Source organism: Flagellimonas sp. 389 (assembly GCF_018449435.1).
Taxonomy (GTDB): domain Bacteria; phylum Bacteroidota; class Bacteroidia; order Flavobacteriales; family Flavobacteriaceae; genus Flagellimonas.
On record NZ_JAHCMU010000005.1, the window covers coordinates 160,319 to 179,288 of the forward strand.

The 18,970-nt window shown below is 37.7% G+C and carries 19 protein-coding genes and 1 tRNA gene; 8 read left to right on the plus strand and 12 right to left on the minus strand.

The features are described 5' to 3' along the window. Window positions 1–43: 43 nt before the first annotated feature. The 6 genes from KIM67_RS06240 to KIM67_RS06265 all read right to left on the minus strand — a co-directional run bounded on the left by KIM67_RS06240 (window position 44) and on the right by KIM67_RS06265 (window position 5,621). Window positions 44–1,333 (minus strand): hemolysin family protein, encoded by a 1,290-nt coding sequence (locus tag KIM67_RS06240; RefSeq protein ID WP_213830484.1) that lies wholly within the window; start codon window positions 1,331–1,333, stop codon window positions 44–46. A 2-nt stretch (window positions 1,334–1,335) separates the two neighbouring features. Continuing rightward, entirely contained in the window at window positions 1,336–1,539 is a 204-nt protein-coding gene (locus KIM67_RS06245; RefSeq protein WP_213830485.1) for a hypothetical protein, read from the minus strand. 1 nt (window position 1,540) lies between these two features. Next, a complete protein-coding gene (gene lptC / locus KIM67_RS06250) occupies window positions 1,541–2,143 on the minus strand; it encodes an LPS export ABC transporter periplasmic protein LptC (RefSeq protein WP_213830486.1) in 603 nt (200 codons plus the stop codon). Window position 2,144: 1 nt separating this feature from the next. Further along, window positions 2,145–3,515, minus strand: a complete 1,371-nt coding sequence (locus tag KIM67_RS06255) for a hypothetical protein (RefSeq protein WP_213830487.1) — start codon at window positions 3,513–3,515, stop codon at window positions 2,145–2,147. A gap of 99 nt (window positions 3,516–3,614) precedes the next feature. Further along, window positions 3,615–4,892, minus strand: a complete 1,278-nt coding sequence (locus tag KIM67_RS06260; protein ID WP_213830488.1) for a hypothetical protein — start codon at window positions 4,890–4,892, stop codon at window positions 3,615–3,617. Beyond that, window positions 4,893–5,621: a type III pantothenate kinase gene (locus KIM67_RS06265; protein ID WP_213830489.1), complete on the minus strand. Its 729-nt coding sequence runs from the start codon at window positions 5,619–5,621 to the stop codon at window positions 4,893–4,895. Between the two features lie 109 nt (window positions 5,622–5,730). On the opposite strand from KIM67_RS06265, the gene KIM67_RS06270 reads away from it, so the two are divergent. Together KIM67_RS06270 and KIM67_RS06275 are read left to right on the plus strand one after the other, a co-directional pair. Then, a tRNA-Phe gene (locus tag KIM67_RS06270) sits at window positions 5,731–5,803 on the plus strand. A gap of 153 nt (window positions 5,804–5,956) precedes the next feature. Then, window positions 5,957–6,184: a hypothetical protein gene (locus KIM67_RS06275; protein WP_163417679.1), complete on the plus strand. Its 228-nt coding sequence runs from the start codon at window positions 5,957–5,959 to the stop codon at window positions 6,182–6,184. 12 nt (window positions 6,185–6,196) lie between these two features. Here KIM67_RS06275 and KIM67_RS06280 read toward each other — a convergent pair whose 3' ends face one another. From KIM67_RS06280 to KIM67_RS06290, 3 genes are all read right to left on the minus strand, one after another. Further along, window positions 6,197–6,616, minus strand: coding sequence for a hypothetical protein (locus KIM67_RS06280; protein ID WP_250149176.1), 420 nt, complete (start codon window positions 6,614–6,616; stop codon window positions 6,197–6,199). A 541-nt stretch (window positions 6,617–7,157) separates the two neighbouring features. Then, entirely contained in the window at window positions 7,158–8,972 is a 1,815-nt protein-coding gene (locus KIM67_RS06285; protein ID WP_213830490.1) for a pyruvate kinase, read from the minus strand. Window positions 8,973–9,083: 111 nt separating this feature from the next. Then, a complete protein-coding gene (locus KIM67_RS06290) occupies window positions 9,084–10,559 on the minus strand; it encodes a glycoside hydrolase family 32 protein (RefSeq protein WP_298868067.1) in 1,476 nt (491 codons plus the stop codon). Between the two features lie 285 nt (window positions 10,560–10,844). On the opposite strand from KIM67_RS06290, the gene KIM67_RS06295 reads away from it, so the two are divergent. From KIM67_RS06295 to KIM67_RS06320, 6 genes are all read left to right on the plus strand, one after another. Next, window positions 10,845–11,468 (plus strand): TIGR04282 family arsenosugar biosynthesis glycosyltransferase, encoded by a 624-nt coding sequence (locus KIM67_RS06295; protein WP_213830492.1) that lies wholly within the window; start codon window positions 10,845–10,847, stop codon window positions 11,466–11,468. Beyond that, the gene (locus KIM67_RS06300; RefSeq protein ID WP_213830493.1) at window positions 11,465–12,280 is read left to right on the plus strand and encodes a purine-nucleoside phosphorylase; all 816 of its coding nucleotides are present in this window, start codon (window positions 11,465–11,467) and stop codon (window positions 12,278–12,280) included. The genes KIM67_RS06295 and KIM67_RS06300 overlap by 4 nt, the downstream gene beginning before the upstream one ends. After that, window positions 12,277–13,242 (plus strand): arsenosugar biosynthesis arsenite methyltransferase ArsM, encoded by a 966-nt coding sequence (arsM, locus tag KIM67_RS06305; protein ID WP_213830494.1) that lies wholly within the window; start codon window positions 12,277–12,279, stop codon window positions 13,240–13,242. The genes KIM67_RS06300 and arsM overlap by 4 nt, the downstream gene beginning before the upstream one ends. A gap of 75 nt (window positions 13,243–13,317) precedes the next feature. Further along, window positions 13,318–14,064, plus strand: coding sequence for a DUF547 domain-containing protein (locus tag KIM67_RS06310; RefSeq protein ID WP_213830495.1), 747 nt, complete (start codon window positions 13,318–13,320; stop codon window positions 14,062–14,064). 4 nt (window positions 14,065–14,068) lie between these two features. After that, on the plus strand, window positions 14,069–14,758 hold the full coding sequence (locus tag KIM67_RS06315) for a TIGR04283 family arsenosugar biosynthesis glycosyltransferase (RefSeq protein WP_250149177.1): 690 nt from the start codon (window positions 14,069–14,071) through the stop codon (window positions 14,756–14,758). A 9-nt stretch (window positions 14,759–14,767) separates the two neighbouring features. After that, on the plus strand, window positions 14,768–15,673 hold the full coding sequence (locus KIM67_RS06320; protein ID WP_213830497.1) for a hypothetical protein: 906 nt from the start codon (window positions 14,768–14,770) through the stop codon (window positions 15,671–15,673). Window positions 15,674–15,675: 2 nt separating this feature from the next. On the opposite strand, the gene KIM67_RS06325 is transcribed toward KIM67_RS06320, so the two are convergent. The 3 genes from KIM67_RS06325 to KIM67_RS06335 all read right to left on the minus strand — a co-directional run bounded on the left by KIM67_RS06325 (window position 15,676) and on the right by KIM67_RS06335 (window position 18,968). After that, window positions 15,676–16,602 (minus strand): N-acetylmuramoyl-L-alanine amidase, encoded by a 927-nt coding sequence (locus KIM67_RS06325; protein WP_213830498.1) that lies wholly within the window; start codon window positions 16,600–16,602, stop codon window positions 15,676–15,678. Between the two features lie 65 nt (window positions 16,603–16,667). Next, window positions 16,668–17,933 (minus strand): POTRA domain-containing protein, encoded by a 1,266-nt coding sequence (locus KIM67_RS06330; RefSeq protein WP_313788428.1) that lies wholly within the window; start codon window positions 17,931–17,933, stop codon window positions 16,668–16,670. Between the two features lie 33 nt (window positions 17,934–17,966). After that, entirely contained in the window at window positions 17,967–18,968 is a 1,002-nt protein-coding gene (locus KIM67_RS06335; RefSeq protein WP_213830499.1) for a glycoside hydrolase TIM-barrel-like domain-containing protein, read from the minus strand. Window positions 18,969–18,970: the final 2 nt, after the last annotated feature.

The window sequence follows — 18,970 nt, forward strand, 5'->3', positions numbered from 1 at the left end:
ATTTTCTTTTCAAATAGGAAAGTGAAAGAGCCGTCGGAAATTCTTAATTTTCAGGCAGAACGTGAACGCTGACCAAATCTATTTTGGTATTGGATACTTCTAAAATATGAAATATGAAATCATCTATCTTTATTTCGGAGTCTTGTTCTGGAATCTCACCAATTTCATTCATGATCAATCCACCCAATGTTTCGTACTCATCACTCTTTGGAAGTTCCAATTTATAGTTTTCATTAATGTAGTCTACTTCTAGACGCGCAGAGAATTTGTATACGTTCTCGCTTACCTGTTCTTCGTGTAGATCCGTGGTGTCGTGCTCATCCTCGATTTCCCCGAACAATTCTTCTATGATGTCCTCCACGGTCATGATACCAGATGTACCACCATACTCATCCAGCACTACGGCAATGCTCTTCCGTTTTTTGGTCAATACGTTGAGAATATCCTGGATGAGCATCGTTTCTGGCACAAACTCGACCGGGAGTAAAATACTTTTGATGGTCCTGGGTTTTTTAAAAAGTTCATAAGAATGAACATAACCTATAATTTCATCTATACTTTCTTTGTAGACCAGAATTTTGGAAAGCCCCGTTTCTGAGAATAACTTGGTAAGGTTTTTTGGGGTTTCGTCTATCTCAACCGCTGTGATTTCAGTCCTTGGGACCATCACCTCCCTAGCTTTAACAGTAGAGAACTCCAAAGCATTTTGAAAAATCTGAATTTCTGAATCCACCTCATCCTCTTCTTCCACGGTTTCCATTTGCTCCGTAATGTAGTCACCGAGTTCTATTTTAGTAAAGGCCAATTGCACCTCGTCACCATCTGTTTTAAAAAAGACCCTTAGGATAAAATCCGATACTTTTATTACGAACCAAGAGATAAAGGAAAACAACAGGTAAAAGAAATACGCTGGAATTGCAAAAATTTTTAGAAGCGTGTTCGAATATATTTGAAAAAGAACTTTTGGTAAAAATTCAGCGGTAACCAAAATCACCAACGTAGAAATGACTGTTTGGGAAAGTAGGCTAAAATCGGTCAACAATGCGTTTAAAAACCCAGAAGAAGAGGGCAATATACTTTGAAACCATTCCATAAGCACTTCGCCCATGAACAGACCATAAATGACCAATGCTATATTGTTTCCAATCAGCATAGTAGCAATGAATTTTGAAGGTTTCTCAGTCAACCAGGTAAGTACTTTAGCAAAAAAACCTTCTTGCTTTTTCTCAATTTCTATATGGATTTTATTCGCAGAAATAAACGCAATCTCCATCCCCGAGAAAAAAGCGGAAAACAATAAAGAAAAAATTATGATAAGTAAAGACGTATCCAATACTACTGCTGGTTATCTTTTTTACGTTGCTCAAAACGCTTACGATACCTTCTTCTAAAAAGGAACATTCCAATTGAAACCACAGCAAAAAATATAAAAATATAGGTGCTACTGGGGTCTACACTCCAAAGCGTAGCTATTTTATAAATAGAAACAATTGCCACCGCCAAGTATAAATATTCGGTATATCTTAGAAATTTAATCATACTATTCTTTTTCTTTCAAGGTCATTAGACCATAGGTTTTGTGTGCATTAAAAAAACTAAAGTCCCTATTGAAATCCATACCCTCTCCGTCCATTACCGTTCCATCTTCCGGATTTGTATAGGTAAACTTTTCCTCGGTGAAAATCCAATTATTCGCCCTATCATAAAAGAGCTGGGGAGTTTCCAACTTTTTTCCATCGTGGCTCTCAATGACAACGTTACCCTGAAGGTCTATTAAATTGGTCTGGGAATATACTATCCCATAGTCGGCCGTAATAACACTTTTTTGACTTTTTTCATCAAAAAAATCAACTTTTAATCCTTCTGGAAAGGTACGATATTTAAAGTCTTGGTTGTCGAAATCCTCTGTTATTGGACTCGTTAGCACAGCAATTACCCTAGAGTTGGACAAGTCTTCCGTACTCATTTCATCTATGGTTTCTGTGTAGGTAAGTGTGAAATTTTGTGCTACCCCTTGTGGAAAAATGGGTTTAACCGCTTCCTCTCCTACTCGTTTATAGTCATCAGCACAGGATATAAAAAGGATTGCCACGGTAAGAACCGTGGCAAAATATTCAAGCTTATTTTTTTTTGTCCGTTTCACATTACAAATTCGGTACTTTTACGCTACCGCCTACCCAGCATTTGAATGTAACTGTTTTACCGGCCATTCCCGAATTAAAGATCATTGTCTTATCCGGAGCTTTTGCCCTGTAACTAGCTGCTGATTGATTCGCCCTTGAACTCAATGATGGGTCAACTCTTCCCGCTTTGCTGGCCATATCTGCTGCCTTCCAATAAATAGCTCTTTTTTCAAATGGGGTTGTTCCACATGCGTTGGCACTGGTTGCATATAAGTTGGCAATCAAAAGATATGCTTTTCCATTGGAGGAATTTGCGTTAATTGCTTTTTGTGCATAACTTCTAGCTTGTGACTTGCTAGATTTCCTGACAATAGTTGCCACCTTGTAAAGAATATTGGACTTTTTATAAGAATCAGATTCTAACTCCACTGCTTTATTAAAGTCAGCGATAGCTCCTTTTCTATCTCCATTTTTGGATTTTAAAGTTCCCAAATAAACATATACGTCTGCAGATGGATCTAAACTTGCCTGAATCTCCACCATTTCACTGAACAATGGATCATCTGTACATTCTTTGGAGAACATTCTCCCTACTGCTCTTTTCACCCAATCAACATCACCTTTCTTTGCGTCAAGGCTTTTCTTGTAGAGAGGAATAAGGTTTCCGCAATCTGCAAGTGCTCCCAATTTGGAATCAATACTACCAGCAATCTGACCATAAGATTTTGAATTTATGGTCGCCGCTTTCAATTGTCTCTTTTCTTTCGAAGTCAACGTTCCCAAAGAATCTTTTGGAAGTAACTTGGTAACTACAGCTGTAAGTTTCTTATTTTCTTCTGCAACTTTTTCAGTTACGTCATCGTAAGCATCAAAAACTTCCTGCAAATCTTTTTTCCCAGAACCGTGCAAGTCGACTAAACTTGAGAAATATAGATAAAGCGCCTTGGGGTTTTTAAAGTTTTCCCTATCTCCTTCAAAAGCTTCGTTCAACATGTCATAAAGCTTTTCATCCGAGGCCATTTTGTTCTCATAAGACAAAAGCGCTTTATCTATGGCAACTCCTGCTTTGCTAAACTTATTTGGGAAATACTTTAGGCTATTGTCATATAGAGACATTAAGTCTTGAATATACCCATCTTTATCAGTACCAGATGAATTCTTTATTTTATAGGACAAGATTTTTTCTCCATAGGAAAAATTAGCCTTGTTAATATCCGGGCAACTTTCATAAACCATTTTCCATGGTTCGTAAGCTGCATCATAATTTTTTACCTTAGCATGTTCTGCGTAAATGGAAAGATTGGTCATGCACTCTGGATTTTGTGCTTGAGCCATACTTAATCCCATCGACATAATGACAGCTAACATCGTTAAGTAGTGTTTCTTCTTCATTTTACTAATTTTAAAGTGGTTAATGTACAAATTTTCATGAAAAAATCATCTTGATGAAACATATATTGGTGGTTATTTATCGACATTTAAAAAACTTCATCAATTTATTCTTCTTTTCTCAAACCATTTTGCGTTTAAAGATAAACCGACATTTATTTTAATATAATTTTCCTCAATCAGATTTTGATCAGTTGTCCCTCTTCTTCCCAGTTCAACTCCCAAGTTCAAATTTGAAAAGGCATCAAATGATGTTCCGGACAACGGTAATCCAAGTCCAAAAGTTATGCCAAGATTATTTATCTCTTTGTTATTAACCTCTAGACCACTAACATCATAACGCATTCCAGCCCTGTACGTAATTCTTTTAAAATAGCTAGAAAGTGACCTATAATTAGGTATAAAATAGCCACCAAACGCAAAACTGCTAGCGTCATTATAGATTACGTTGTCCAATCCTAAGAATTCATTTTGAAAGTCACTGAACTGCTGAAAACTGTACTCTCCACCCAGAAACCATTTTTTATTTTCACCAAAACCCAACCCAACCGTTGTCCGAAAAGGAATCTTAATCTCTGTATTTCTTAAGTTTGTTGCATCCAAATCCACATCGATTACTTCAATTTCTTGACCATTGACCAGAGAAAAGGAACCTAAACGCTCAGTATTTTCCGAAACCAGATTTCCCTGGGTATTCACCATTAAAGATGTATATAAGGTGTATTTATCTTTAATAGTGGGTGTATAATTCGCTGAAAAATTAAAGTCATAGCCGTTAATTCTGGATTCACGCCTATCCAAGGTTCCAAATTGTACATCTTCCACGCTTTGAATACGTTGATATTCCAATCTTCCAAAATTAAAATTGGCAGTAGCCCCAATACTTAAGTTCTTTATTGGTGCAAAGCCTATGGACATATATACTCGGTTTAATCCTCCTTCTCCCGCAAAAACATTTGTTATGGTAGGTTCGCCCGTAATCTCAACTTCATCCGTCAAATTGTATCCTACGGAGGAAAAAGGCATTATTCCAAACCCTAAACCTAAGTTTTTAGCCAACGGAAAACCAATTGACAAATAGTCTAAATTGGTTACAGAGGTACTCTGCTCTTGCGAAAAATCCTTAAGTTGAAATTCTGTATGGGACAATCCCACGGCATAGGTAGTAAGCTTTAGCTTGGAGTATGCAGCTGGGTTACGCAAATTTATATGTATACTGTCCGCATACATACTTATCCCCCCCATCATTTGGTTTTCCACTGTTCCATTATTCCTTAACTCACCTATTCCAAAATATGAATATGGTGATACTGTACCATTTTGCGCAAAAATGCCGTGTGCAGTTATGCAAAAAAAAGCAATCAAAAATTTCTTAACCATCTAGCGTTTGTTGTAATCCAGCAAGTAATTTAGCCCCTCCAAGAGAAATTTAGAATTCGCAAATATGGTATTTTTTAATCGGTTAGCAAAAAAATGGGAGTCGCCGCCTGTTAAAATAACTGTTAAATCTTGAAAGCGAGATCTATACTGGTTAATCACCCCATCAATTTCCTGAGAAACGCCGTTTATTACACCACTGTGCATACTCGTTTTAGTAGAGTTTCCGATAAAATCCAAGATTTCTTCTGGTTGAAGTAGCGGAAGTGCGTTTGTTTGATCATGCATGGCCTTATATCGCATTTGTACACCTGGCGAAATAGCTCCACCAACGTACTCACCGGAATCGTTCATCATGTCATACGTTATACATGTCCCTGCATCGATAACCAATGTATTTCCCCTTGGGTTTTGATAAAAAGCAGCTGTAGCCAACGCTACACGATCCATACCCAAGGTTGAAGGGGTTGCATAGCTATTCTTGAACGGCACTTTGGAATCACTGGAAAGCAGGTGTACTTTACAGAATAACGAAACAATCTCAAGCTCTTTGCCTTCTAAGTTTCCAACCGATGCAATTAGTGCCCTATCAATTTTTGGATATAATTCAAAGAGCTCTTTCACCCGTGATAAAAACAATCTAGATTCTGAGCTTTCATAGAATTTTAGTGTTCTATGTTCAAAAACCGCATACTTTATACGTGTGTTACCTATATCAACAACAAGGTTCATACTACAAAGATGACAAATTGAAAAAAACCCGATGGCTTTTTTCTGGTTTTTGTTTGGATATCCTAAATTTGAAATTATATTTGCACCCGCCTTAGCAAAAGGCATTAAAGGTACCTTAGCTCAGTTGGTAGAGCAACGGACTGAAAATCCGTGTGTCCCTGGTTCGATTCCTGGAGGTACCACAAAAAAACCGGCAACTTTGCCGGTTTTTTTGATTTTTGCCCTGTAATCGAATTCTTAATAAATTCATAAATATAAAAATCGAATACTCCTATAGGCACAAAATATGAAACTAACTCTTATATTTAGCCCATCTAGATTAATTTTAAATAAAAATGACCGAAGATTTATTAGAAAAGGCAAAGGAGTTTGAAAACAGAACTTTGAGTCATATGTCCACAAGTGACAGGGTAGCTGCTTCAAGAGAAGCTAAACAGCTTATACTTTCCATTAACGAAATTTATAAAGAGACCAAGGACGAAAACTTAATGGATGTCATGAAACGTCTCACTGAAAAGAAGAAAAAGATAGAAAAGCGTTTAAAGGGAACCCCCCTAGTATAACGAACTTTATCTTTAAGAATTTTTAGAAATTTCAGGGATTGTTTTTGGCTTGTAGAATGTTCCTCCTACAATTAATGCCGCAGATATAATCAATATATTTTTTATAATATACTGCCCTTCTAATGTGGGCAGGAGGTAATTTTTGTCCTGAAATGTAATCTCTGGTAAAAATAGCAGTGGCATAAAAGTGCCCAACATTTGTAGAAACAATAGTGCTATTGCAATTTTTGTTGTTCTCCTAAAAAGAAATGTAATTCCAATACCAACTTCCCACCATCCAATAATTACAAGCCAGGTTTGTGGCTCTCCAACGGGCAGCCAGGCTACAGTGGCCAATAACAGTTCTGTTGCCGCAGATAAACCAAAGGGCTTAGAATACCGAACCAAAAGAAAATTATGGCAAAGGAGATACGAACCGCCAACAGTCCCCATCTGCGCATTATTTTTGCAATCTTCTGATCTATTTGTTGTAATTCCATACAGCTATACTTTGTACAAAAGTAAACCTCAGAAAATCAATGTATAGCAAAGCTGAATAGCTTTACATGATTTTTCTATTATACTTCATTATAGGTTTGTAGAAAGCTTTACTGACCTGTAATGGTGTTTTGCAGTTTACAAAGAAATCTTTACCAATTACATCTTTTTAGCTACAACTGACGAAAAGCTAAAACTTTGAGGCATTCTATTCCTTAATTTCGGAATATAAATCAAACCTCAACCCCCAAATAAATAATTTATTATGAACACTATAGAAGAAAAAGTAGGCTATCTATTCTGGTTTTTTGTCATTGCATGTTCTATGTGTGCTTTTATTACCAGCCTCTATTATTATGTAAACTAAAAAATGGGTGTCAGCCAAACCGACACCCATTTTTTAATTGATTCTTCCATCCCTTTTTTCCTAAGCCTATTGCATCCTGCAGTAGCACCTATGCCTCTAAACCGCTCAATTTTCACTATCTTAACAACGTCAAAGCCATTCTATTTTTGGCCACATCCCTTCTTTTTTTTCGTGAAAACGTTCCATATCACGTAGAATTTCATCTAACAACATAATAGCTTCATTGATGTAAGGGCCTTTATTTAGCATTACACATTCTGCCCTAACGGAAGATGCCGTGTCCGTAATCTCGGAGCGCGATGGCAGTCCATTTTTAGCCAAACTTTCCAAAACCTGAGTGGCCCAAACAACCGGGATATGTGCAGCACCGCAAAAAGACAAAATCTCTTCCTGTACTTTGCTCATATTTTTCCACCCTACTTCCAATGCCAAATCGCCCCTTGCTATCATGATTCCCAAATACTTTGTCTTCATTGCCTCAAGCAATATTTTCACTAAATTCCTAAAAGCAAAGCGCGTTTCTATTTTGAGGATTATACTTATCTTATCCTTTATATTCAATCGTTCCATTTCTTCCAATAACTCGACTACGTCAGCTTCAGTGTTGATGTATGAGTAGTTTACGATATCTGCATATTGGGCAACAAATTCTAAATCTTTTTTATCCTTTGCCGTTAGCCCACTTATACCCATATCCAGAGTTGGAAAATTAATTCCCTTTTCAGCTTTTAATTTAGACCCATTTTCTTTTGCTTTTTTTATACGTACCGTGAAAAAATCATCACTTACATCTTCTACGATTCCTTTGATTTTCCCATCATCAAATAAAATAGGTTCTCCCTCTCTTACTTTTGTAACGACAGAGCCGGGTATACAGGATATCTTACCTGGCTGTATCAAGTGTCCCTCTCCGTCAAATCTAGAAAGGCTTCCTTCCTCACCTTTTCCTGAAACTATTAACAAATCCCCTTTACGCAAAACAATGTACCTAGCTATCTCAGGAAGTTCACCTACAACACCTTTATCTAAATCCGAACGCATGGGAAACAATTTGGTCCCTGTTCCTATGTACACCGTTTTTTCACTACTGAGCAACAGCTTGTCTTTTTTAACCTTTACGACTTGTAGCTTACGAAACTTGCCCCTGGTATCTTTTAAAGCAACAAAATCTCTTTCTTGTAACTGTGTCATCCAAGAATTGGAAACAGGAATTTCATTTGGACCTAAATCACCTTTTGTATCTGGAACAAGTTCGATATGTGCTGGGCTTTCAACAATTCCGACCGCTGTTCGCTTTGGTTTGAATTTTTTTACCTTGGAACCCTCCAAAAGATTGCCTGTTCTTATCTTGGGTCCTGCCAGATCCATCGCAATTTTAACCGTAGTACCGCACTCCAAAGCTGCTTTTTTTATGTTCAGCACAATGTCCTTCCAAATCTCGGCATTGTCATGGGCACAGTTAATTCGTGCACAATCCATTCCGCTCTTCACCATTTCTAGAACCATATTATAGTCATGCGCCGCTTTTGTGGGCTGGGTTACCATAATGCGCACCCTTCTATCCTCTGACCTAGCTCCAAAAAGATTATTCGTGTGCTTTTTTAAGCGATTACTCCCTTCTCCTATGGGCAAACAATCGTTGCTACTTGATTTTTCCGAACAAAAGTTCAAACGATCTATCACCGTTCGGGCATTTACTAGACTTCCCAAAATATTGCCCTCTGCATTTGCCAAACGTGTTAAACCCAAGTGCTTGAGTTTTTCCTGAACTTCCCGTACATCAAAACTTCTAAAGGTTCCGTAGTGTAGAAGATTTCTAGCACTTTCTTTATATTCTTGGTTTATATCTTTAAGGGCTTTTCTGTTGGCAATGTCCTGTTGTTCAATTTTAGCTATTAAAGCTTCAATCTGTGAACCTATCTCATTTAGTTGCTCAAAAGGCATGCCCTTGTATAGAAATTTAGTGCGCTAAAGTTCTGAATCAATTGATATAAAAAACCTGATAAAAATCAGAGATGTTTAGATTTAACTTTAAAATAAAGGCCAAAACAAGTTTCACCAAATTGATTTTAGATGTTTTATATGACCATTCTCAATGGTTGCTTGTTCATCTAAATTTTCAATGACCAACATGTTATAAGGTTTGGTAGGAAAGATTTGTTCCGTCATCACATAGGTTCCGTTGTCCAAGAAAACTTCTATGGAAGACCAATCCATCAGAATAATTACTTCGTAGGGCTTGCTATTGGTTCTCTCAAATGGCATAAAATGTTTTTTGTTGCCAAATTCAGATTGAAAATCAATCTTTCCTGAATACATTCTATCAATTATAAAACCTTTGCTTTTTGAATCCATAGTCAAGGTCAGCGTTTCGTTTAAATCATTGGAAAAAATCAATTTAAAATTTCGGGACGCCGTAGTAAAATCAATTTGCGATTGATTCAAATCATCTATTTTGAAGGTGTCTGAGGTTTTAGGCGGAACATTGATGTCTTTTTTTAGAGTTGAAGCTGCCAGTCCATTTATTTGTTTGACGGGCATGTTTGTCAACAAGTAATCATCTTCATTTTTTTTGAGCGCTAATTTTCTAGGAACAGTCATGGCGCTTCGCCATTTTTTGGTGGGGGTATCCCTTGCATAATCCCAATTGCTCATCCAACCTATAAAAATTCTATCTCCATTGGGTGTATTGTTGTAGGTGACACCTGCATAATTATCGGTTCCGTAATCCAACCATTTAGGCTCTTTTTGGTCAGAAGTAAAAGAAGTTCCATCAAAATCACCAATAAAGTACTGTGTGCCACTTCCACCATTTGGCGCTCCAGGATTAATACTGATTATCAAAACCCACTTTTCCTCATCTGACCCTTCAACCTTCAACGGAAATAAATCCGGGCACTCCCAAACACCGCCATGAGCTCCATTATACTTTCCAAATTCGCTTAAATATTTCCAATTCTTCAAATCCTTGGATGTATAAAATTTGGCATGGTCTCCGGCTACCAAAGATAAAATCCAACTCTGGGTATCTTCATACCAAAACACTTTAGGGTCTCTAAAATCTTTGATTCCTTCATTGCCAATTACTGGGTTTCCCAAATATTTTTTCCAAGTTTCCCCATTATCCAAACTATAAGCTATACCTTGGGTTTGAAAATCTTTTCTTCCTTGTTTTTCGCCTTCCATTAGGTGATACGTGAAAATTGCAACTAATGGTATTTCTTCATCCACTCCAAATCCAGAAGTATTGTTCTTGTCCACTACGGCACTACCAGAAAAAATAAACCCATGCTCATCTGGATAAAGGGCTATGGGCCTGTGTTTCCAATGTAACAGATCATCGCTTATCGCATGTCCCCAGTGCATAGGCCCCCAAACAATATCTTCTGGATAATATTGATAAAAAAGATGGTACACCCCTTCATGATAAACTAATCCATTAGGATCGTTCATCCACATTTGAGGTGGTGAAAAATGATATTGGGGACGGTATAGCTCCTTGTAAACATTTTGTTCTTCACCCTCAACCACTTTTTTTTCAGTTTTAGATTTGCATGATAGAAATAGAACCAGTATTGTAAGCGAGAAGGTTTTTTTAAGCATTTTGTATTCATAAAATTCAAAGCTTAAGATAATGATAATAAAATTTCAAACTAGCAAAACACTATCTTTGAAAATCATTTTATTGCAAAAATGTTATGTTTAAACACCGTGGTTTTTCAACTATTAAAGTATCATAGAATCCAAGGTATTTCGTAAGTAATAGAACCAATTAGTGACCAATGCAAAACGCAAATGGAACCAAATTAAAACAAATTGAACCAGAAAAACAGTAACCTACTCCTGATTTTTACACGTAATCCCGAACTCGGAAAATGTAAAACCAGACTTGCCGCCAAGACTGGTAATGAGGCAGCACTGAGCATCTACAAATTCTTACTTGAACATACCGTTACCATCACCAAAGATTTAAAAGTGGAAAAACAGGTTCATTATTCCGAAGCTATTTGGAAAGATGACATCTGGGGCAATAAACTTTACCACAAAAAACTTCAGTACGGTAAAGATTTGGGAGAACGAATGGAGAATGCCTTCAAAAATGGCTTTGATGCCGGTTTTGAAAAAATCATTATAATTGGCAGTGACATGTACGACCTTTCGCAAAGTGATTTGGAAGAAGCCTTTGAACAACTTAACAAACACGATTATGTGCTTGGACCAGCAAAAGATGGAGGGTATTATCTTTTAGGAATGACATCTTTAAAAGTGGAACTCTTTCAAAATAAAGATTGGGGCACAGCAACCGTTTTGCCAGAAACCATGAACAATCTAGAGGGCGAAGATATTTTTATGCTCCCTACAAAGAACGACATAGACCTTTACGAAGACATAAAAGACATTGAGGCATTTAGTCCTTATTTAAAACACATTAAAGAATGACCAAGAAGCAACTAGGCGAATCCGTAGCCTATTTACAAAAGAAAGGGTTCGATGCACCGGACATAGGCATTGTATTGGGTACAGGACTGGGACAATTAGTAGACGAAATCGAAAGCCCTATCGAAGCACACTACAACCATATTCCCTACTTTCCATTAGCAACGGTAGAGTTTCATACCGGGAAATTGATCTTTGGAACGATAGCCAATAAAAAAGTGGTTGTCATGCAAGGACGTTTTCATCTGTATGAAGGGTATGATTTTTTAGATATCACATATCCCATTCGAGTAATGCATCAGCTCGGAATTAAAAAGTTATTTGTTTCAAATGCTGCTGGAGCAATTAACCTGAATTTTAAGAAAGGTGACATTATGTTGATTGAAGATCACATAAACCTACAGGGTGGTTCGCCACTTGCTTTCAAAAATGTTGCCGAGTTTGGCGACAGATTTGTAGATATGAGCGAACCTTATGATGTGGAAATGCGCAATAAAATAGAAGCGACCGCGCAAAAAGAAGGTATTTCTTTAAAGAAAGGAGTTTATGCATCTGTGGTGGGGCCACAGTTGGAAACAAAGGCGGAATATCGAATGCTAAAAATTTTAGGAGCGGACGCCGTGGGAATGAGTACGGTACCAGAAGTAATTGTTGCCAATCATTTACGACTACCCATTGTAGCCGTATCTGTTTTAACGGATGAATGCGACCCAGACAATCTGGAACCTGTTAACATTCAAGAAATCATAGAAATTGCAGGGAAAACAGAGCCTAAAATGATACAATTGTTTAAAGAATTAATAAAGGAATTATGAGCTATCTAGATGCAACCCAAGATTTATATAAAGAAGCGGCAATAACTCCAGATGTTGGGCTTTGCTGTACTACCAATCCTATTTGGCAGTTCCCTGGGCTTTCCATTCCAAAAATCATGCAAGAAATGAACTATGGATGCGGAAGTACAGTTTCGGCACAAGACCTTGTAAATGACCCAAAGGTACTTTATGTAGGAGTTGGCGGCGGAATGGAATTACTACAATTCTCCTATTTCTCTAGACAAAAGGGAGGTGTTACCGGGGTGGATTCCGTAGATGAAATGTTGGAGGCATCCCAGAAGAACTTCAAAATTGCGGAGGAGGAAAACGATTGGTTCAAAAGTGAATTTGTAAATCTAGTAAAAGGCGATGCCCTAAATCTTCCCGTTGAAGATGAAAGTGTAGACGTAGCAGCCCAGAACTGTTTGTTCAATATCTTTAAAATGGAAGATTTGAAAAAAGCGGTTTCGGAAATGTATCGTGTACTAAAACCTCATGGACGCTTGGTGATGAGCGATCCCACATGCGAGCAGCATATGAACGAGGAGCTTAGGAACGACGACAGATTAAGAGCACTTTGCCTTAGCGGAAGTATTCCCATCAAAGATTATGTAAAAGTTTTGACCGACGCTGGTTTTGGCACTATAGAAATCAGGGCAAGAAAATCGTACAGGGTGCTTTCCCCTAACCATTATCCAACCGACGAGCTCATTTATATAGAATCTATTGAGATTGCTGCCATAAAAGATCCAATGCCAGAAGATGGACCGTGTATGTTTACCGGAAAAACAGCCATCTATTATGGTGATGAAGCATCTTTTGATGATGGAAAAGGACATGTTTTATTACAAAACCAACCATTGGCCGTTTGTGACAAAACAGCAGCTGCATTAAAACAGGTATCCGACCAAATTCATGTGAGCGAAAGCACTTGGCACTACAATGGCGGAGGCTGTTGCTGATTTTTTTAGGATTCCTTGAAAGGTTAACCCTTTTTTTCTGACTATTGTTTTAGAGTTTAAATTGACAATAAAACCATGAACGCAGTCCTAAATCTTTTTTTCGGTTTACTTGTTTTATCGTGTAACGGATTCGCAAGAACATCCAGCATAACCAATAATGAAACAATGGTTATACCGCCCGATCATGACGCGTGGAACACCATACTAAAAGAGTATGTTGACAATGATGGCAACGTAAACTATGCTGGATTACAAAAAAATAGTGCCGATTTAGATGCCTATTTAAAACATCTAGAGCAAAATCCGCCTTTGTCTTCTTGGAGTAAAAACGAAAAACTGGCATTTTATATCAATCTATATAATGCGGCCACGGTAAAATTGATTTTGGACAATTACCCTGTTCAGAGTATTAAGGACATTCCAAACAGATGGAAAGAGATGTGGATTCCCTTAGGCAAGAAAACCACATCGCTCAATGATATTGAACACAAAGTACTTCGTGAAATGGACGAACCAAGAATTCATTTTGCAATCAATTGTGCATCCTATTCCTGTCCAAAACTGCTCAATACCGCTTTCACATCGCAAAACATGGAACGATTGCTCACTAAGGCCGCTATAGATTTTGTGAACGATAAAAAAAGGAATCGTTTTGAAAATGGACAAGCACGTCTTTCCAAAATATTTAAATGGTACAAGAGCGATTTCACGGAAAAGACGTCACTTTTGAAATACATTAATACGTATTTGGATAATCCAACTAATAATAAGGCTAAAATTGACTATCTGGACTACGATTGGGGTTTAAATGAAGCAAAATAACAAAATGGGAATCAGTATAATTATTCCCGTACTCAATGAAGAAAAATATCTTGGAAAGTTATTGAAACACATAGCGTGCGCCAGTGGGCCAACAAATGTGGTCGAAGTTATTTGTGTTGATGGTCATAGTAAAGACAGTACAAAGGAAGTTGCCCTAGCGCATGGAGCAAAAATAATAAGTTCTGAAAGGGGGCGCGCCAAACAAATGAATATAGGCGCAAAAAATGCGAAAGGTGAAATTCTTTATTTTTTACATGCCGATACATTTCCTCCCGCTAATTTTGACATCACAATTATACAGGCAGTGGCACAAGGACATGAATCGGGATGTTTCAGAATGAAATTCGACACAAAAAATCCGGTGCTACGATTTTTTGCCTGGCTATCTCGCATTAACCATACCCTTTGCCGGGGTGGAGATCAATCCCTGTTTATTAAGAACAGTCTGTTTAAAAAGACGAAAGGATTCAACGAGGACTATTTAATTTATGAAGACTCAGAATTTATACAAAGACTTTACCAACAAACCCGATTTAAGGTTTTGCAAAAAAGTGTTATCACATCAGCAAGAAAATACCGGGAAAAAGGATGGCTGAAAGTGCAGTTTCATTTTGCAATGATTCATTTAAAAAACTATAGGGGTGCCGGTCCTGAAGAACTTTATAATTATTATCACAAAAACATACTCACTTAATTCCTTATCATGAAAACAAAAAATATCTTGTTCGGACTATTCGCAATCACTACACTATTTGGTTGCAAGGAAAACGAGAAGAAAACAGTGTCAGCTTCAGAAGAAATAAGCAAAACAGTAGCACTGGCTACAGTTCCCAAGAACTGGGTAAAAAAAAGAGTTGAGAACACGAAAACAAGATTAACTGCATCAGAGGCAGGAAAAGTGGTATGGAATGCAATGGAAGCACATGGAGGGCTTGAAAAATGGTATGACAATGGTCCGATTTCCTTCAGGTTCAAATACCAACCCTTGGATGGGAGTACACCAAGAGATACCTATCAATCGATAGATACTTGGAGAAGTAGGGCACGGCATTACCAAGTAGGCGATTCCACACAACAATGCGGTTGGGATGGCGAAAACTCTTGGATTATTGCAAAGGACAGCACCTCTTTTGCCTACGATACCAGGTTCTGGGCATTAACACCTTACTTTTTTATGGCACAACCTTTTGTCTTGGATGGGAAAGGCGTTAATTTGGAGTTATTGCCTCAAAAAAAGCATAACGATAGTGTTCAAGATGTGGTGAAAGTTACCTTTGATGCAGGTACAGGAGATGCACCAGATGACTACTATGTGCTTTATTTTGATGCACAAACACATAAATTGACCGTTATCCGTTATATTGTTTCCTACCCTGGTTATTTTGAGAAAGGAAAACATCTTCCGGAAAAATTCATGACTTTACATGGAGAACAAACCGTTGAAGGCATTTCATTTCCAAAAACTTACAAGACACATTGGTTGAAAGAAGATGAAACTGCTGGCGAGCATATCACCAACATAACTTTGAGCAATACTGAGTTTAAGCCAAATTTGGAATCCGATTATTTTAATGTTCCAAATGAAGCCAAAGTAACCGAAGGATTGTAAAATCAATCCTCAATCTTTAAATCCGCATAATCCTTTAGAATACCACTGGCAATCCAATTGGTAAACGACTTCTTGTCTGAACGCACAGGTATAGTGCCTTCCATTGATTTTTTAGAAGCATCGGTTATCACCATGAGACTTAGTGCAGGCAATGTATTTTTGGCCAGGAAAAGGCTGGTATCATCTTTAAAGATCATATCGGCATCTTTATAAGAGCGATTGGAAATACTGTTTTTCTTGAAAGCATTTTGAATATGATTGGCCAATCTATGACCTTCTTTACTTTTTTCGTGATGATAGACTGCTACATCAATATTCCCATTTGCTATAAGACCATTTGCCCTTATCATTAACAATCGCTGGTATTTTCCAGAATTTTGCAAATAGCGCTTATTTATGGTTTCAACATATCCACCCATTTGGGCTGCACCTGTCAATGCTTTGCCTTCAGAAAGTGTATTGTCCCGTTCAATGATGTACACTGTAGCGCCCTGTACCATAAGTTCTTTTGCCAAGTTTTCCACTACAACGCTTATAAAGCTTTTTTTTGCCTCATCTTGGTTCTCCGCGATTAAATAGTAAACAGCATCTTTGAGCGCTCTGCTCTTAAGTGACATATTGGCAAGCTCCGTATCAAAAATAGGAGCTTCGGTCGTTTTGCCAGCTTCCATTTTCACACCTGTATTCTTAAAAGAATCGGAAGCTACGGGAATCCTATATTCCCTACCCACATACAACATACTCCCATCTTTGATATTCTGGGCATTGATCGTAATAAATTCTTCGTAGTATTTTGCAGGACTCAGGCCCTGTTTTCTTAGAATGGAAAAAATACCATCACCTTGTTCCGCTATCACGGTCTGGTTTTCTTGCGCCAAGACAATTGAGGACATACATACCCACAACAAAATTACTTTTATTGATTTCATAATCAGTGTTGTTGCTGGGATGCAGTACAAATATGGGAAAAAACAATGAAACAGTTAAGTTGGATTCAAAAATACTGGCCAATTCCAAAAACAACCCCTTTGGCGGCTTCTTTGGTGACACCATGTCCATAATCTATCCTAAAAATTGCATTGAATATTTTCTTGTGAATAAAACGAATTCCCAAACCTGGATAAATTCTCAAATTCTGTTTGTCACCAAAATCACCAAAGTCACCTCCAGGATTCCTCCAGCTCCCGCCATCCATAAAAACGTTTCCCTGCAAAACAAACCAATCTTTTTCATAGAGTGTATGACGGTATTCGGTATTGAGCACAATTGCGGCGGTACCTCTATCTATAAGATTTCCCACCCCCCTAATATTCAAATTATTATCGACCGCAAATGGGGCGAATGGCGTATCCAAGTTACTTGAAATTCCCAATCTGAGCCTTGTAGCCCAGTTTCCTTTGGAACCTATTCGTTTGAAATAGGAAAAATCATTGAATCCAATCCAAAATGGCGGCAACTGTGTGTTGGTACTTCCAACATATTGAAGATTTAAAACACTTCGAAAACCTTCCAAATATTGGTAATGATAGCGAAGCCCATCATAGTTATAAATCAATTTGAACAGATGTTTGTTTACTTTTAAATCTTGCGGAACGGAAGGGTCGGTGCTTCCAAAAAGATATTGATAATCCTCAGTAAAAAAATTGATACCAAATTCAAATCTATTCTTAAAATTAAGTTGATACAGCGCCAATAATTCAACAGACTCGTTATTGTAGCGATAATCCGCAGTGCCATTATCAAGAAAAACAGGTTCTTGTGTAGTTAGATTTTGATAGCTAAACGCAAGACCCAACTTACGTCCCAAAATGTAGGGCGCCCTAATATTAGCGCCATATGAATCAAAAATATCTTTTTGATAGAAGCCTCCCAGCGTAATATTTTGTCCGAGCGCATTAAATTCTTGCAAGCCTATCCTGTAAGCAAACTCATCATTGTTGGAAGTGTATACATTTGCAAAAGGAATGAGAGTGAAGTTTTCTTCCACCCCATACGTCACTGTACAACCTTCAATTTCGTCGTCTGCAACTTGAAAATAGGCATGTGCGATAGAAGGCAGCCTCTTCAATCTGTATATATCCTCATCTATTTGAGCAGAATCCAGCTCCGTGCCCAGCTTGAGTTGAATCACTTTTTCCAAAAAGGAAGACTTGGTCTTTTCATTCCCTTGAATAACAATTTTTGTTATCCTTTTAGTTTGTCCGGCAACGGATAAACCTGTCAATGTAATGAATAAAAAAAGACAAAGTTTCTGAATCACAGGTTCTTTGGAATGGTTAGCTATTCTCTTTGTCTATAAAGAACCATAAAAATTACGAATAACTTTTTCCGCAGGTTTATTTTGTGGGGTAAAGCGATTATCCTTTTCACCTCCAGAGTCAGAATGGTGAATAAACCATTTCCAAACAAACCCTCCTGCGAACCAATCTTCTTTCCAAAATTCGTCAAAAATAACCTGCGTTGCATCTGCTTGTGCTTGTAGGTTTACGGTCATATCATATTCGTCCACCAACCATGGTTTTTTTGCAGTGTAGTCCATGCTACGATATCCAAATTCCGTAAAAAGAATAGGGTGACCATGTTTACTGGAAACCTCTGTAAGGTCAGTTTTCCATTTTTCCCATCCGGTGGCCATTTCCTCTTTGGTTGGAAATTTTTCATCGGATAAAGGAAAATAAGCATCAACCCCAATAAAATCGAGTTTATTCCAAAATGGGGTTCTACCATATTCATCCCAGTTAGCGGCATAGGTGAGCTTCCCTTTATATACCTTTCTAACTTTAGCAATCAACTTGTGCCAAAACTCGGGGCGGTTCTTTACAAACTCCTCCAATTCCGTTCCAATACAATAGATTTCACATTTGGTTTCTTGAGCAAGTTCCGCATAGGTCAAAATAAAATCACCGTAAGATGCTTCAAGTGTCTCCCAATCTTTTTCTGACTTCATGGTAATATCTCCGGTAAACTCACCTTTCCAAACCCAAATTTGGGGTTTCAGCATAATTTTTACGTTGTTTTTCTGAAGGAGTTCTATGTATTGTTTGGCACCTTTTCTGGTTTCACCAAACCATTGTCTGTCGGTATTGAAAATTACATTTGGAGAATGTAAATCCCTAGTAAAGCCAAATGGCATCACGCCTGCGTAGTTCGCATTTACGTTAAGTAATGGATTTACTTGATTCTGTGTGACTTCATCCCTAGATCCAACAAAACTTAAACCATTTATTTTTTCGGCTTTTTGACTGTTACAGGATAGTTGCAAGAGGCACAAAAAAAGGAGCCCTAATCTTTTCATAG